General features: G+C 66.5%; 16 protein-coding genes and 1 pseudogene. 12 read left to right on the top strand and 5 right to left on the bottom strand.

What is annotated here, in order from left to right; genetic code table 11:
- Window positions 1-109: 109 nt before the first annotated feature.
- The gene (gene gloB, locus ABKF58_RS00580; RefSeq protein WP_014086341.1) at window positions 110-868 is read right to left on the bottom strand and encodes a hydroxyacylglutathione hydrolase; all 759 of its coding nucleotides are present in this window, start codon (window positions 866-868) and stop codon (window positions 110-112) included.
- A gap of 19 nt (window positions 869-887) precedes the next feature.
- Here gloB and ABKF58_RS00575 point away from each other — a divergent pair, with 19 nt between their 5' ends.
- From ABKF58_RS00575 to ABKF58_RS00520, 12 genes and pseudogenes are all read left to right on the top strand, one after another.
- Window positions 888-1628, top strand: coding sequence for a class I SAM-dependent methyltransferase (locus tag ABKF58_RS00575; protein WP_482583026.1), 741 nt, complete (start codon window positions 888-890; stop codon window positions 1626-1628).
- Entirely contained in the window at window positions 1625-2068 is a 444-nt protein-coding gene (gene rnhA / locus ABKF58_RS00570; RefSeq protein WP_014086343.1) for a ribonuclease HI, read from the top strand. The genes ABKF58_RS00575 and rnhA overlap by 4 nt, the downstream gene beginning before the upstream one ends.
- Before the next feature lie 254 nt (window positions 2069-2322).
- Window positions 2323-3051, top strand: coding sequence for a DNA polymerase III subunit epsilon (gene dnaQ / locus ABKF58_RS00565; protein WP_294864170.1), 729 nt, complete (start codon window positions 2323-2325; stop codon window positions 3049-3051).
- Window positions 3048-3734, top strand: a complete 687-nt coding sequence (gene ispD, locus ABKF58_RS00560; protein WP_014086345.1) for a 2-C-methyl-D-erythritol 4-phosphate cytidylyltransferase — start codon at window positions 3048-3050, stop codon at window positions 3732-3734. Before dnaQ ends, ispD begins: the two co-directional genes overlap by 4 nt.
- A 202-nt stretch (window positions 3735-3936) precedes the next feature.
- Entirely contained in the window at window positions 3937-4413 is a 477-nt protein-coding gene (gene ispF, locus ABKF58_RS00555) for a 2-C-methyl-D-erythritol 2,4-cyclodiphosphate synthase (protein WP_008953083.1), read from the top strand.
- Window positions 4414-4499: 86 nt separating this feature from the next.
- Window positions 4500-5159, top strand: a complete 660-nt coding sequence (rpiA, locus tag ABKF58_RS00550; RefSeq protein WP_008953082.1) for a ribose-5-phosphate isomerase RpiA — start codon at window positions 4500-4502, stop codon at window positions 5157-5159.
- Window positions 5160-5224: 65 nt separating this feature from the next.
- The gene (gene phoU / locus ABKF58_RS00545) at window positions 5225-5929 is read left to right on the top strand and encodes a phosphate signaling complex protein PhoU (protein WP_008953081.1); all 705 of its coding nucleotides are present in this window, start codon (window positions 5225-5227) and stop codon (window positions 5927-5929) included.
- Window positions 5930-6040: 111 nt separating this feature from the next.
- Window positions 6041-7507 carry an exopolyphosphatase gene (gene ppx / locus ABKF58_RS00540; protein ID WP_482583025.1) on the top strand — a complete coding sequence of 489 codons (1467 nt, stop codon included), beginning with the start codon at window positions 6041-6043 and terminating at the stop codon, window positions 7505-7507.
- A complete protein-coding gene (corA, locus tag ABKF58_RS00535; RefSeq protein WP_482583024.1) occupies window positions 7504-8577 on the top strand; it encodes a magnesium/cobalt transporter CorA in 1074 nt (357 codons plus the stop codon). Before ppx ends, corA begins: the two co-directional genes overlap by 4 nt.
- Window positions 8578-8695: 118 nt before the next feature.
- Window positions 8696-9052, top strand: a pseudogene (locus ABKF58_RS00530) (copper ion binding protein); the annotation flags it as partial.
- 166 nt (window positions 9053-9218) lie between these two features.
- A complete protein-coding gene (locus tag ABKF58_RS00525) occupies window positions 9219-11063 on the top strand; it encodes a heavy metal translocating P-type ATPase (RefSeq protein ID WP_482583023.1) in 1845 nt (614 codons plus the stop codon).
- A gap of 21 nt (window positions 11064-11084) precedes the next feature.
- Entirely contained in the window at window positions 11085-11294 is a 210-nt protein-coding gene (locus tag ABKF58_RS00520; protein ID WP_014086352.1) for a heavy-metal-associated domain-containing protein, read from the top strand.
- A 6-nt stretch (window positions 11295-11300) separates the two neighbouring features.
- On the opposite strand, the gene ABKF58_RS00515 is transcribed toward ABKF58_RS00520, so the two are convergent.
- From ABKF58_RS00515 to ABKF58_RS00500, 4 genes are all read right to left on the bottom strand, one after another.
- Window positions 11301-12068, bottom strand: coding sequence for a 3',5'-cyclic-nucleotide phosphodiesterase (locus ABKF58_RS00515; protein ID WP_482583022.1), 768 nt, complete (start codon window positions 12066-12068; stop codon window positions 11301-11303).
- A 79-nt stretch (window positions 12069-12147) separates the two neighbouring features.
- Complete coding sequence (locus ABKF58_RS00510) at window positions 12148-13737, bottom strand: PhnE/PtxC family ABC transporter permease (RefSeq protein WP_482583021.1); 1590 nt, start codon at window positions 13735-13737, stop codon at window positions 12148-12150.
- The gene (locus tag ABKF58_RS00505) at window positions 13731-14534 is read right to left on the bottom strand and encodes a phosphonate ABC transporter ATP-binding protein (protein WP_482583020.1); all 804 of its coding nucleotides are present in this window, start codon (window positions 14532-14534) and stop codon (window positions 13731-13733) included. Before ABKF58_RS00505 ends, ABKF58_RS00510 begins: the two co-directional genes overlap by 7 nt.
- Window positions 14531-15379 carry a putative selenate ABC transporter substrate-binding protein gene (locus ABKF58_RS00500; RefSeq protein WP_482583019.1) on the bottom strand — a complete coding sequence of 283 codons (849 nt, stop codon included), beginning with the start codon at window positions 15377-15379 and terminating at the stop codon, window positions 14531-14533. The genes ABKF58_RS00505 and ABKF58_RS00500 overlap by 4 nt, the downstream gene beginning before the upstream one ends.
- Between the last annotated feature and the right edge of the window lie 38 nt (window positions 15380-15417).

The following is a 15417-nucleotide window of genomic DNA, read 5'->3' as shown; positions in this document are numbered from 1 at the left end:
GTCAACACGAAAAAGCAAATAATTTCATGAGCTTTCGTCATATTTGACCAAGCTCATGAAGCGTGCCATGACCGCATTTCCTATAGGGGGAATATAGCTTTTTTCTGTTTTAACGAAAGCTGTTTTTCCACTCACGCAGCACGGCGAAGACAGCCGCCGGCGTCGTCAGGGGAGCGCCGGCTTGCTGGGCTGCGCGGCGCGTCACGGCGTCGACCTCGGTGCGCAGAAAAGGATTGGTGGCGCGCTCCTTGTCCAGCGTCGACGGCAGCGTCGGCTCGCCTGCCGCAAGCGTGGCCTGGTCTTCGGCCAACCTTTGCCGGATGGCGTCATTATCGGGCTCCACCGCGGCGGCAAAGCGCAGGTTGGACAGGGTGTACTCGTGCGCCGGGTAGAGCCGGGTGCTGTCGGGCAGCGCCGCGATGCGGCCGAGCGAGGCGTGCATCTGCTCGGGCGAGCCCTCGAACAGCCGGCCGCAGCCGGCGCCGAACAGGGTATCGCCGCAGAACAGCCGGCCATCGGTCAGGTAGGCCAGGTGGTCGAGGGTGTGGCCGGGCACTTCCAGCACGTCAAACTGGGCGCCCAGCAGCTCGAACCGAGAGCCGTCCATCACGGCTTCGTTGACCTGGGCGATCGATGCCGGGCCGATGATGCGCAGGTGCGGGTAATGCCGCGTCAGTTCGGCCAGGCCGCCGACGTGATCGGCGTGGTGATGGGTCACCAGCACCGCCTCCAGCGCCAGGCCGTGCGCCGCGAGATGGGCCAGCACCGGCGCGGCGTCGCCCGGGTCGACCGCAACGGCACGGCCGGCTTGCTGCAAAAGCCAGATATAATTGTCGGAAAAGGCGGGCACGGGCGTGACGGTGAACATGAGTAGAGGTCGTCCTTCGATGATGGAATCATTTGGCCACTGGCTCACCTCTAGCGAGCTGGGACAGTATCTGCTCTCCAGGGAGCAGGCGTTCTACGACCGCACCGTGGCTGATGCCTTCGGTTTTCGCGCGGTGCAGGTGGGTCTGCCGCAGCTGGACTTCCTCGCCGCCAACCGTATTCCCTGGAAGGGCCGGGCCGGTCAGGAACCTGGCGCCGACGTGCGTTGTCTGCCCGAGCAGTTGCCGTTCGAGAGCCGCAGCCTGGATCTCGTGGTGTTGCCCCACATCCTGGATTTTAGCATCCATCCCCATCAGGTATTGCGCGAGGCCGAGCGCGTGCTGATGCCGGAGGGGCGGGTGGTGCTGACCGGCTTCAACCCGGTATCGCTGTGGGGCGTGCGCCGCTTGATAGAGGGGCGGCAGCAGGTGCCGTGGAACGCCCAGTTCCTGTCGCTGGTGCGGATCAAGGACTGGCTGACGCTGCTGGATCTGGAACCGGAAGGCGGCAGCTTCATGGGCTATTGTCCGCCGTTCGCGCGGGCCGACTGGCTCGAGCGCTTCCGCTTCATGGAGAAGGCCGGCGATCGCTGGTGGCCGCTGGCGGCCGGGGTGTACGGCATCCAGGCGATCAAGCGGCAGCGCGGCATGCGCCTGATCATGCCGCAATGGAAACCGGCCAAGGCCGCGAAAGGCCTGGCAGTGGCGGGGGGCAACGACCATCGCCACTCCGCCGGCCATCACACTAAAGAAAGCGTATGACCCAAGACATAGTCGAGATCTACCCCGATGGCGCCTGCAAGGGCAATCCCGGCCCCGGCGGCTGGGGGGTGCTGTTGCGCTTCAAGGGGCGCGAAAAGGAACTGTTCGGCGGCGAGCAGGGCACCACTAACAACCGCATGGAGCTGACCGCCGTGATCGAAGGCCTGGCGCAGCTCAAGCGTCCCTGCAAGGTGGCGGTGTACACCGACTCGCAGTACGTGCAGAAGGGCATTTCCGAGTGGATTCACGGCTGGAAGAAGCGCGGCTGGAAAACCGCGGCCAAGGAGCCGGTCAAAAACGCCGACCTGTGGCAGAAGCTTGACGCGCTGCAGACTGGACATCAGATCAGCTGGCACTGGGTCAAAGGGCACGCCGGTCACGAGTTCAACGAACGCGCCGACCAGCTCGCCAACCGCGGCGTCGAGACATTGAGCGCCTGAACCTAATCTTTTCGGCCAACCTTAAGAACCTGTTCCGGATAGATCGCGAGCGTCCCGCTACGGGGGCAGAGCAGTGCAGAAAGCGGAATGTGCATGCCGTACATGAGAACTTCTGCGCGCGGTGCGACTCTCTGCGTGCAAATCTTCCGATTTGCCCAGCGACAGATTCGCACGCATGGCACCTGAACCCCGCTCAGGGGACGCGCAGTAAGATCATGCACAGGTTCGTGGGGGCCTAGCAGCACAGAGCACTTATGAGACAGATTATCCTCGATACCGAAACCACCGGCCTCGAACCGTCGCAGGGCCACCGCATCATCGAATTCGCCGGGCTGGAGATGGTGAATCGCAAGCTGACCGGGCGCTCGCTGCACCTCTATATCCATCCCGAGCGCGATATCGACCCCGATGCCGAACGCGTGCACGGCATCTCGCTCGACTTCCTGGCCGACAAGCCGCGCTTTGCCGCGGTTGGCCCCGAGATCGCCGACTTTCTGCGCGACGCCGAGCTGATCATCCACAACGCGCCGTTCGACGTCGGCTTCCTCAACGCCGAGTTCGACCGCATCGGCATCGAGCGCGTTTCCACGCTGTGCGCCAGCGTCATCGATACCCTGGTGATGGCGCGCGACCAGTTTCCCGGCAAGCGCAACAGCCTCGATGCGCTGTGCGACCGCTTCGAGATCGACCGCTCCAACCGCACCCTGCACGGCGCCCTGATCGACTGCGAACTGCTGGGCGAAGTCTATCTGTGGATGACGCGCGGCCAGAACAGTCTGGTGATGGACATCGATCTCGATGTCGGCGGCGGCGCCGATCTGGGGGCGCTCGAGTTCGAGCGCAAGCCGATCACGATCCTCCGCCCCAACGCCGAGGAGCTGGCCGCACACGCGACCTATCTCGACGACCTCGACAAGGCGGTCAAGGGCACCTGCCTGTGGCGCAGCCTGGAATCGCCGCCCGCTGCGGAGCCGCAGGCATGAGCCGCTATCTCGCACTGGTGCCAGCCGCCGGCTCCGGCTCCCGCTTTGGCGCGCCAAGCCCCAAGCAATACCTGCAACTCGACGGCAAGCCGCTGATGTGGCACACCCTGGCGACGCTGGCCGCTGTGCCGGCCATCGAGCGCGTGGCGCTGGTGATCTCGCCCGGCGACGAGTGGTTCGACAGCTATCGCTGGGACGACATCGCCAAGCTCGAGGTGCATCGTGTCGGCGGCGCCAGCCGCGCCGAGAGCGTGCAGAACGGCCTCGCGGCGCTGGCTGCGGCGGACGACGACTGGGTGCTGGTGCACGATGCGGCGCGCTGCTGCCTCAGCGTGGCGGCGGTGGAGCGCCTGATCGCCACCCTGGCCGACGACGCCGTGGGCGGTCTGTTGGCGCTGCCGGTCGCCGATACCGTCAAGCGTGCCAACGCCGAGCAGCGCGTCAGCGCCACGGTGCCGCGCGAACGGCTGTGGCTGGCGCAGACGCCGCAGATGTTCCGCGCCGGCCGCTTGGCCGAAGCGCTGGCCAAGGGGCCGGTCGACATCATTACCGACGAAGCCTCGGCCATCGAGCAACTGGGCCTGCAGCCCCGGCTGGTGGAAGGCGAGGCGCAGAATTTCAAGGTCACCTGGCCGCGCGACCTGGCGTTGGCCAAGGCCTTGCTCGCCACCCGGCGCGGCTGAGCGCCGATCTCATCAAGCGGCGCTGCTTTCGCCGCGTGGGCGCTGGAGATGCCCGGCGCGGGCGCCTCTCGTGAAGAGATGCGTTCCGTCACGATCCTCATGGACACCGTGACCATTCCGGCGCCTGCGCTCCGGCGTCACTCAAGCTGCTTGAGCCCGCCTGCGGGAAATGGGCCCTACACGAAAAGGATAATGTACAGATATGTTTCGCATTGGACAGGGTTATGACGTTCACCAGTTGGTGGAAGGGCGCCCGCTGATTCTTGGCGGGGTCACCATTCCCCATGACAAGGGGCTGCTCGGCCATTCCGACGCTGACGCCCTGCTGCACGCCATCACCGACGCGATTCTGGGGGCGGCGGCGCTGGGCGACATCGGTCGCCATTTCCCTGATACCGATCTACGCTTCAAGGGAGCGGACAGCCGCGTGCTGTTGCGCGAGGCCATGGCGCGGGTACGCGCGGCGGGCTGGCAGGTGGTCAACGTCGACGCCACCCTGATCGCTCAGCGTCCCAAGCTCGCTCCGCACATCGATGCCATGTGCGCCGCCATCGCCAGCGATCTTGGCCTGGCCGTCACCGCCGTCAACGTCAAGGGCAAGACCAACGAAAAACTGGGCTATCTGGGGCGCGGTGAGGCCATCGAGGCGCAGGCCGTTTGCCTCTTGATGCCGGCGTGATGCCCGTTGGCAATTTGTCCGACAATTCCTGCCCCATATGGGATAATTAGGACAGGACCATTACATAGAAGACCGAGGAGGCCACGATGCTTACCCAGAACCAGCTCAAACTTGCCGTCGCCCAGAAGGCGCTGGAATTCGTCCCCGACAACTGCATCGTCGGTGTGGGCACCGGCAGCACCGTCAACCTGTTCATCGAGGAGCTGGCGACCATCAAGGGGCGCATCAAGGGAGCCGTCTCCAGTTCCGAGGCCTCCACCGAGCGGCTCAAGGCCCACCATATCCCGGTATACGACCTCAACACCGTTGACGAGGTACCGGTGTACATCGATGGCGCCGACGAAGTGAACCACTACCTACACATGATCAAGGGCGGCGGCGGCGCGCTGACGCGCGAGAAGATCGTCGGCGCGGTGGCCAACGAATTCATCTGCATCGCCGACGAAACCAAGTACGTCGACGTGCTGGGCGGCTTTCCGCTGCCGGTGGAAGTGGTGCCGATGGCGCGCAGCTACGTGGCGCGTGAACTGGTCAAGCTGGGCGGCCACCCGGAGCTGCGCGAGCATTTCGTCACCGACAACGGCAACATCATCCTCGACGTATACCGTCTGCACATCTCCAAGCCGGTGGAACTCGAGGAGACCATCAACCAGATCGCCGGCGTGGTCACTTGCGGCCTGTTTGCTCGCCGCCGTGCCGACGTGCTGATCCTCGGCCGCCAGAGCGGGATCGAGGTTCTGCGCTGATTGTCATCCCCGTGTCACACCACGCGCTTATCCTGTAGCGTTACCGCTATTCGTACGAGAGAGTCATGGCTGAACATACGTCCAAGCAGTTTGACCTGGAACTGGAAACCATCCGCACCCGCGTGCTGCAGATGGGGGGGCTGGTCGAACAACAAATCCAGTCCGCCGTCGATGCCTTGATGGCGGCCGACATCGAGCGGCTCGACAAGGTGGTGGCCGACGATGCGCTGGTGAACTCGCTCGAGGTCGCCATCGACGACGATTGCCAGCACATCATCGCGCGCCGCCAGCCGGCGGCCAGCGATTTGCGCATGGTGATCACCGTGATCAAGACCATCACCGACCTGGAGCGCATCGGCGACGAAGCGCAGAAGATCGCCCGCCAGGGCAAGATCATCCACCAGTCGGAGCGTTACCAGCTGCCGCGCTTCCGCGAGGTGCGCAAGATGGCCGACGTGGCACTGGCCATGCTGCGCCGCGCGCTTGACGCCTTCGCCCGCCTCGACGCCACCGCGGCGCTGGAACTGGCCCAGGAAGACCTGATCCTCGACGAGGAATTCTCGGCCGAACTGCGCCAGCTCATCACCTTCATGATGGAAGACCCGCGCACCATCAGCATGTCGATCGACACGCTGTTCATCGCCAAGGCGATCGAGCGCATCGGCGACCACGCCAAGAACATTTCCGAGTACGTGGTCTACCTGGTCAAGGGCAAGGATATCCGCCATACCTCTCTGGAAGAGATCAAGCGCGAGACGCAAGCGGGCTGACACGCCGTGACGTTGCAGCGACAATGGCGGTAACATTCGTGTTACCGCCATTTTCATATCCAACCCAAGAACAAAAGGGGTGATCTTGACCAGTCCAACGCCCCCCATGATGTGCTCGCCACGGTCGATCTGGGGTCCAACAGTTTCCGTCTGCAGGTCTCCCGCGTGGTGGAAGATCAGCTCTACACCCTCGATACCCTCAAGGATACGGTGCGCCTCGGCGCCGGCCTGAGCGACGACAAGACCCTCGACGAGGATACCCAGGAGCGTGCCCTGGCTTGCCTCGCTCGCTTTGGCGAGCGCCTGCGCGGGCTGGGGCCCAAGCAGGTGCGCGTGGTCGGCACCAATACCCTGCGCGTGGCCAAAAATGCTCCCGCTTTCATCGCGCGCGCCGAGACCTTGCTGGGCTTCCCGATCGAGATCATCGCCGGGCGTGAGGAAGCGCGCCTGATCTACCTCGGTGCCGCCCATTCGCTGCCCGCCACCAAGGAGCGCCGCCTTGTGGTCGACATCGGCGGCGGTTCCACCGAATTCATCATCGGCAGCCAGTTCCGCGCGCTGGTGACCGAAAGCCTGCCGCTGGGCTGTGTCAGCTACAGCCGGCGCTTCTTCGCCGACGGCAAGCTCAATCGCAGCAATTTCCAGGATGCCATCATGGCGGCGCGCGCCGAGGTGCAGCGCATCGTCCACGAGTACCGCCCGGAAGAGTGGCAGCTGGCGGTGGGGACCTCCGGCACCGCCCGCGCGCTGCGCGACGCACTGGAGATCAACGATTACTCCGCCGACGACATCACGCTGTCGGGGATGGAGCGGCTCAAGGCGGAACTGATCCGCTTCGGCAACCTCAAATACGTCAACCTGAACGGCCTCAAGGCCGACCGGGTGCCGGTGATCGCCGGCGGGCTGGCGATCATGATCGCCATCTTTGAAGAGCTGTTGATCGACAAGATGATCGTCGCCGAAGGCGCCTTGCGCGATGGCGTGCTCTACGACCTGCTGGGCCGTCATCGGGAGAAGGACATGCGCGACACCACGGTAGCCCAGTTCAAGCGCCGCTATCACGTCGATCTGGCGCAGTCGCAACGCGTGACGGCGTTGGCGGAACGGCTGTGCGGCATGCTGTGCGGCGTCGAATGCGATCCGGATACCCTCAAGCGCCTGCAATGGGCCGCACGCCTGCATGAAATCGGTCTCACCATCGCGCATACCGCCTACCATAAGCACTCCGCCTACATCCTGCAGAACGCCGACATGCCGGGCTTCTCCAAGCGCGAACAGGCGACGTTGGCCAGTATCGTGCTGGGGCAGCGTGGCGACATGGGCAAGATGATGTCGCTGTTGTCCGAGCCCGGCCACTGGCAGGCGATGGTGGCGCTGCGGCTGGCGGTGTTGTTCTACCGCAGTCGCAACGATGTCGTTTTGCCCGACGTGTTGGAGCTGCGCCAGACCTCGCGCGGCTTCGAACTGACCCTGGACAAGGCCTGGCTCGTCGCCAACCCGCTCACCGCCAGCGCCTTCAAGCAGGAGGTGAAGCAGTGGGACAACGTCGGATTCACCCTTGATATCGTGCGAGCATGAAGCGCTATGAACGGCTGAAGGGCAAGGTACCTACGCTGGGCGAGGCGCCGGGCACGCTGATGGCGGTGGGCGAGCCCGCGCTGGACCAGCCCCGCATCGCCCTGATGGAGTACGGTCCTTCGGCGTTGCGCGAGACCACCTTCGCCTCGCTGCAAGAAGGGCTCGCCTACCGGCCTGGCGAGCCGGTGCTGTGGCTCAATGTCTACGGTCTGCACGAGCCCAAAGTGATGCGCGCCATCGGCGAGCGCTTTGGGCTGCATCCGCTGGTGCTGGAAGACATCCTCAACGCCCGCCAGCGTCCCAAGGTCGAGGATTACGGCGATTACCTGTTCATCGCCAGCCGGGTGTACCAGTTTCCCGGTGAGGGCAATGGCCGGCTCAAGCACGACCAGATCTACCTGGTGGTCGGGCGCCACTTCGTGCTGAGCTTCCAGTCGCGTCCGCTCGGCGTGTTCGAGCCGGTGCGCGAGCGCCTCCGCACGGCGCGCGGCCTGATCCGTTCGCGCGGCGCCGACTACCTAGCCTATTCGCTGCTCGATGCGGTGGTGGACGACTATTTCGGTGTCCTCACCCAGTTCACCGAGTACGTCGAGCAGACCGACAGCCAGCTGCTGGTCGGCCGCGATGCCAGCATTCTGCGGCGTATCCAGCGCCTGAAGCACGATTGCCTCCGACTGCGTCGTTCCATCCTGCCGGTACGCGAGGTGCTCACCTCGCTGGCGCGCGGCGATTACGGGTTTTTCCAGCCGGAAACCCAGATCTACCTGCGCGATGCCTACGACCATACCGTGCACGTGATCGAATCGCTGGAGATGTCGCGCGAACTGGTGGGCGACATGCTCGATCTTTACCTCTCGACCCAGTCCAATCGCCTCAACCTGCAGATGCGGGTGTTGACCGCCTTGTCGATGATCTTCATGCCGCTGACGTTGATCGTCGGCATCTACGGCATGAATTTCGACTACATGCCCGAGTTGCACTGGCACTACGGCTATTTCCTGATCCTGGGGCTGATGCTGGTGCTGGGAGCGGGATTGTACTTCGTGTTCTGGCGCCGCAAGTGGTTGTGACGCGCGCCTGTCCCCGCCGCCAAGGCCCTGCCCGTGCAGGGCTTTTTTCATGTGGCGGCGGTAAATTCCGCTTGCCTTCATATACCCTATGGGGGTATATAATGGGTAAACCGCATTCATGGAGCGAGCGATGAGCCGGACCCAGCTGACCCTGCCGATCGAAGGCATGACCTGCGCTGCCTGCGCCAACCGTATCGAGAAGGTGTTGAATCGCCTCGATGGGGTCGACGCGCAGGTCAACTTCGCCAGTGAAACCGCCCGGGTCGAGTTCGACCCGCAGCAGCAGACGCCGCAACGGCTGATCGAGCGCATCCGCCAGAGCGGCTATACGGTTCCCGAGGAGCGGCTGGAGCTGGATATTGGCGGCATGACCTGCGCCGCCTGCGCCAGCCGCATCGAGAAAGTCCTGAACCGCCTGCCCGGCGTGCACGCCAGCGTCAATTTCGCCACTGAAACTGCCGTGGCGCACTTTCCCGCCGGGGCGGTGGGAGAGGACGCGATCATCGCCGCGGTGCGCAAGGCGGGCTACAGCGCGGCGCCGCGCGCCACGGCTGGCGACGTAACCTTGGCCGAAAAGCATCGCCAGTGCCTATCTCAAGGAGCGGCGCTGGTTCTGGCTGGCGGCGCTGCTGACCGCGCCCTTGTTGCTGGAGATGGTGACGATGCTGGGCGGCGCCGCGCACGGCATGCTGCCGCGAGGGGTGCAGCTGGTGCTGGCGACGCCGGTGCAGTTTCTCGCCGGCTGGCGCTTCTACAAGGGCAGCTGGCACGCCCTGCGTGGCGGCGGGGCCAATATGGACGTGCTGGTGGCGCTGGGCACCAGCATGGCCTACCTGCTGTCGGCGGTGGTGACGCTGGCCGGCTGGCACGACCAGCATGTGTATTTCGAGGCCGGCGCGGCGGTGATCACGCTGGTGTTGCTGGGCAAGCTGCTGGAAGCGCGCGCCAAGGGCAAGACCTCGGGCGCGATCGAGGAACTGATCCGTCTGGCGCCGAAAACGGCGCGCGTGGAGCGCGACGGCCAGCTCCAGGAGGTGGCGGTGACGCTGCTGCAGCCGGGCGACGTGCTGCTGGTGCGCCACGGCGAGCGTATCGCCGTGGACGGCGAGGTGATCGCCGGGCACGCCGCCGTCGACGAGAGCATGCTCACCGGCGAGAGCCTGCCGGTGACCAAGGGGGTCGGCGATGCCGTGTACGCCGGTACCCAGAACCAGGACGGCATGCTCACGGTGCGTGCCACCGGGGTCGGCAGCCAGACCCAGCTCGCCGACATCGTGCGCTTGGTGAGCGAGGCGCAAGGCTCGAAGGCGCCGATCCAGCGCCTCGCCGACGTTATCTCAGGCGTGTTCGTGCCGGCGGTGGTGGCCATCGCCGTGGTCACGCTGCTCGTCACCGGCTGGCTCACCGGCGACTGGGCGCGTGCGCTGATCCACGCCGTGGCCGTGCTGGTGATCGCCTGCCCGTGCGCGCTGGGGCTGGCCACGCCGACCGCGGTGATGGTGGGCATCGGCAACGGGGCGCGGCGCGGCATCCTGTTCCGCAACGCCACCGCGCTGGAGACGGCGGGGCGGCTGACGGCGCTGGTGGTGGACAAGACCGGCACCCTCACCGAGGGCCGCCCGGTGGTGACCGACGTGCTGCCCCTGACGGTGCCGCGCGACACCCTGTTGCAGCTGGCCGCGAGCATCGAGGCCGGCTCGGAACACCCGCTGGCGCGTGCCGTGCTGGACTTTGCCGAAGAGCAGGGGCTGACGCGCCTGCCGGTGCAGGATTTTTCGGCAGAGGTCGGCCGTGGGGTGGAGGCCGAGATCGAAGGTTACGGCCGTCTGCGGGTTGGCGTGCCGGACTGGCTGGTCGATAGCCTGCCGGAGGCGGCCAGCGCGTTCTACGCCGAGGGCAAGACGGTGATCGCGCTGGGACGCGAGGGCACCTTGATGGGACTCCTGGCGATCGCCGACAAACTGCGGCCCGGTTCCGCCGAGGCCGTCGAGCGCTTGCGTCGCCTGGGGGTGAAGGTGGTGATGCTGACCGGCGACAAGGCTGCCACCGCTGCGAGCATCGCCGCCGCCGCCGGCATCGCCGAGTTCCGTGCCGAGGTGAAGCCGCAGGACAAGGCCGCGGCGGTGGCCGAGTTGCAGCGCGCCGGGCACAAGGTCGGCATGGTTGGCGACGGTGTCAACGACGCCCCGGCACTGGCGGCGGCCGACGTCGGTTTCGCCATGGGGGCCGGCTCCGACGTGGCGATCGAAACCGCCGACGTGACGCTGCGCCAGGGCGACATGCGTCACGTCGCCGACGCCATCCGCCTGTCGCGCCGCACCCTGGTCAAGATTCGGCAGAATCTGTTTTTTGCTTTTGTTTATAATGTTTTAGGAGTGCCGCTGGCCGCGCTGGGCTGGCTGAATCCGGTGATCGCCGGGGCGGCAATGGCGGCCAGTTCGGTCTCGGTGGTCAGCAACTCGTTGCTGCTGAGACGGTGGAAATGATTGCCTCATCGGGAGGCGAGAATGGAAGAAGTCGTGGTGAAACTGGTGGGGCATGGCGGGCAGGGTGACGAGCGCCGGGTGGCGACCCTGTTGACCCGGGTGCCCGGCGTGGCTCAGGCCGAGGCGGGGCTGACGGGGGGACAGGTGCGGGTGTTGTTCAACCCGCACCTGCTGACGAGCGCCAGTCTGCTCGCGGTACTCAACAACGCCGGCTTCGACGCCGTACTGTGACGCGCCTTACAGTTCGATCGTCACGCCGGCCTTGAGCCGCTCCACGTGCAGGTGCGGCGGCAACACCGCCCGGATTTGCTGCATCATGCGCTCTTCCTCGCCGGGGTCGAGATGGCTGATCCACAACTGCACCGCCGGTGGCAAGGGGTCGACCAGCGATGCCAGTAGCGACGGCGCCATGTGGCCGTAGCGTCGTGCCTGCGGCAGGTGGTCGTCGTCGTAGGTGACCTCGCACAGCACGTCGGACAGCGACGGCACGTGGGCGATCCATTGCCAGAACGCCGGGCAGGGGCCGCTATCGCCGCTGAACGCCAGCGCACGCCAGTCGCCTTCCACCAGCCAACCCACCGCCGGAATGCTGTGCTCGGCCGGCAAGGCCGTGGCGATAGCGCCGGGCAGGGCGACCGGGTCGCCGACCTCGATGGCCTGCAACCGCACGTGAGGGTTTTCCGGACTGGGGGTGACGGTGTAGTCAGGCCAGATCACGCCGTTGAACAGGTGTTGCTTGACGGCGTCGAGCGTGGCCTGCTGGCTGTAGACGGTGATGCCGGGTCCGGCGTGGCCGGCGTGCACGTCGGCCAACAGCGGCAGGAAGCCGCAGTGATCAAGATGACTGTGCGACAGCAGTACGCGCGTGATGCGCAGCAGTTGCGCCACCTCCAGCGAGCCGACGCCGGTGCCGCAGTCGATCAGCGTGTGGTCGTCGAGAAGGAAGCTGGTGGTGTGGGCGGGGCGGCCGATGCCGCTGGAGGCGCCCAGGATGGAGACTCGCATCGCCGTGCTCCGACAGGGAAGTGAAGTCCCGATTGTAGCCGACATGCCGGGAGCGGACTAATTCGTCCGGCATGTCGGCTCAGGCCGCGTGTCCCGTCGCCGCTTCCAGTTGCTGCCGCAGCAACCGGCTCAACTGTTCCAGCAGCCACGACAGCAGCAGCATGGCCAGGATCAGGCTGGCGGCGGTCGGCAGTTGAAACAGCGACAGCGCCAGATAGAGCTGCTGTCCCACCCCCGCACCGACGATGCCGAGCACCGCCGCCGCGCGGATGTTGTTCTCGCCGCGGTACAGCGCGTAGGCCAGCCATTGCGCCCACACTTCCGGCAGCAGGCCGTAGCAGAACGCCGTCAGCCGCCCGGCGCCGAGCACGCGCAAGGCCTGCTCCGGTGCCGGAGGGGCGTTCTCCAGCGTTTCCGCGAACAGCCGTCCCAGCACGCCGCTGGTGTGCAAGGCCAGCGCCAGCACCCCGGCCGCCGGCCCCAGGCCGACCGCCAGCACCGCCAGCGAGGCCCACAGCAGATCGGGGATGCCGCGCAGCAGGTTGAGCAGCAGCCGCGCCAGCGCCTTGACAGGTTGGCCGAAGCGCCCGGACGCCGGCAGTGCCAGCAGGGCGGCGCCGGCAAACGCCAGCGCGGTGCCGAGGAAGGCCATCGCCAGCGTTTCCAGCGCGCCGCGCGCGATGTCGGCGAGGAGCGCCGGGCTGGCGTCGGGCGGCAGGAATTCGCTGGCGAAGCGCAGCAGGCTGGTGCCATCGAAACCGGCCTCGCGCCACGCCGGCAGCAGCCAGGCGACGCTGGCCAGCGCCGCCAGCACGGCGGTGCCGGCCAGCACGGCGCCACCCTGGCGGCTCTCCAGCAAGCGGCGCGACAGCCGGCTGACGCCCTCGGTCCCCACCACGATCAGCAAAAAGACCAGCAGCAAGGTGCTGACTTCGCCGCCGTTCATCATCTTGATCGAGGTGTCGAGCAACTGGCCGATGCCGCCAGCGCCGACGAAGCCCATCACCGCCGAGGCGCGGATGGCGCACTCCCAGCGGTACACGCTGTAGCTGACCAGCTCCGGCAAGGCCTGCGGCAGCAGCCCGTAGCCCAGCACCTGGGTGCGTCCGGCGCCGGCGGCACAGAGCGCCCGGGCCAGGGCGCGCGGCTGCGATTCGAGGATTTCGGCGTAGACCTTGCCCAGCATGCCGCCGTAGGCCAATCCCAGCGCCAGCACCGCCGGCAGTGAGCCGAGTCCGACGGCGCGCACGAACAGCAGCGCCCAGACGATTTCCGGCACCCCGCGCAGCAGCACCATCACGCCGCGCAGCAGCGACTTGCCGGCTTCGGCCAACCTTGACGGCGCGGCCGCGGTCAGCGCATGGCGGTCCAGCGCACGGGTGGTGGCGAAGGCCAGCGGCAGCCCGACCAGCATCGCCAACGCCAGCCCGGCGGTGGCCGCCGCCAGGGTGGTGACGCTGGCACGCATCACCTCGCCGAGAAAGACCGTGTCGCTGGCCGGCGGCAGGAAGCCGGCGACAAAGCCGGCCAGGGTTTTCAGCGTGGCAGCGTCGAACAGCTGCAGCGGGTTGAAGCCGGTCAGCGGCAGGGTCGGCACGAGCAAGGCCAGCAGCAGCGCGCCCCACAGCAGGCGCGGCAGCAGCGCCGGGTCGCGCGGGTGGCTCAGCATCGTACCCCCCGCGGGAAGCCGGGTTCGGCATCGGCCGGGAGGGTATCGTCTTCGGCCAACCTTTCGCCGGCGTACAAGGCCTGGATCAGCCCGCCATGCACCTCGGCGCGCGGCAGATCGAACAGGATGCGGCCGCCCTGCAGGCCGATGATGCGCGGGAAATGAGCCAGCGCCAGGTCGACCGAGTGCAGGCTCATCAGCAAGGTGGCGCCGCGGGCGCGGGCATCGTCGGCGAGGCGTTTCACCGTCTCCTCGGCCAGGCGCGGATCGAGCGCCGACACCGGCTCGTCGGCCAGCATCAGGCGTGGCGCCTGGTACAGCACGCGCGCGATGCCGACCCGCTGGCGCTGCCCTCCAGAGAGCTGGTCGCAGCGCGCCCACAGCTTGTCGGCCAGGTCCACGCGCTGCAGCACCTCTGCCACGCCGGCGGCGTCGTGCGGCCTGAGCAGCGCCAGCAGCGAGGCCAGCGCACCCTGGCGCCCCAGCCGTCCGGCGGCCACCGCGTTGACCACGCGCTGCCGCGCCGGCAGCGGCGGCGCCTGGTAAACCGTGCCGATGTCGGCTTGCAGGGACTGCAGCTGGCGCGGCGCGCAACGCCAGGGGTCCTGCCCCAGTACGCTGACCGTCCCTTGGCTTGGGCGATAGACGGTGTTGGCCAGCAGCAGCAACGACGACTTGCCTGCGCCGGACGGGCCGATCAGCGCCGCCTGCTCGCCGTCGCCCAGCGCCAGGCTGACGTCGTCGAGGATCGTCGACCCGCCTAGGCGCAGGCCGACACGTTCGAACGTCAGGCTCACTTCAGCAGGCCTGCTTCCTTGGCCGCGGACTCGATGCCCTTGTAGTTGGCCGCCTTGGTCGGGATGAACTTGCTGGCGCGTTGCAGCTCCAGGATGGCCTGCTGTTCCGGATTCTTCGGATCGAGCTTGAGGAAGGCCTTGGTGATCTTCTGCTGCAGCTTGGCGTCGAGGTTGCCGCGCACGGTCCAGTTGTAGTCGTAATAGGCCGGGGTGGTGCCGATCAGCTTGACCTTGGCCGGGTCGATCTTGCCGGCTTCCACCAGCTTGTCCCACACCGAGGCGTTGAGCACGCCGCCTTCCACCTTGCCGGAGGCCACCCAGGCCACGGTGGCGTCGTGCGCGCCGGAGTAGGCCACGTTCTTGAAGAAGGTTTCCGGCTTGATGCCCTGTTTCTGCAGGAAGTAACGCGGCATCAGGTGGCCCGAGGTGGACGACGCCGAACCGAAGGCGAAGCTCTTGCCCTTGAGGTCCTTCAGCGAGTTGATGCCGGCCTCGGCGTTGGCGATGTACTTCGAGGTGAACTTGCTGTCTTCCTCGCGCTGCACCAGCGGCACCACCTTGCCGCGCTGGCTCGCCTGCACGAAGGTGAAGCCGCCGAGCCAGGCCATGTCGATCTTGTCCGAGGTCAGCGCGGTCACCACCGCGGCGTAGTCGGTCACCGGCACGAACTGCACCTTCATGCCCAGTTCCTTCTCCAGGTAGGCGCCGAGCGGAGCGAACTTGCGTTGCAGTTCGGTCGGGGCCTCGTCCGGAATGGCCGACACCTTGAGCACGGCCTCTTCGGCGGAGGCCAGGACGGAAACGGCCAGCAGGGCGCCGGCCATAGCAAACTTGATGGCTTTCATCGGGGTAAATCTCTCGTGTCTTGCGGGCGATAAACCGC

The organism is Pseudogulbenkiania sp. AW2-16, from assembly GCF_056824575.1.
Note: the sequence above shows the minus strand (reverse complement) of the source record. Positions and strands in the feature narration are given on the sequence as shown.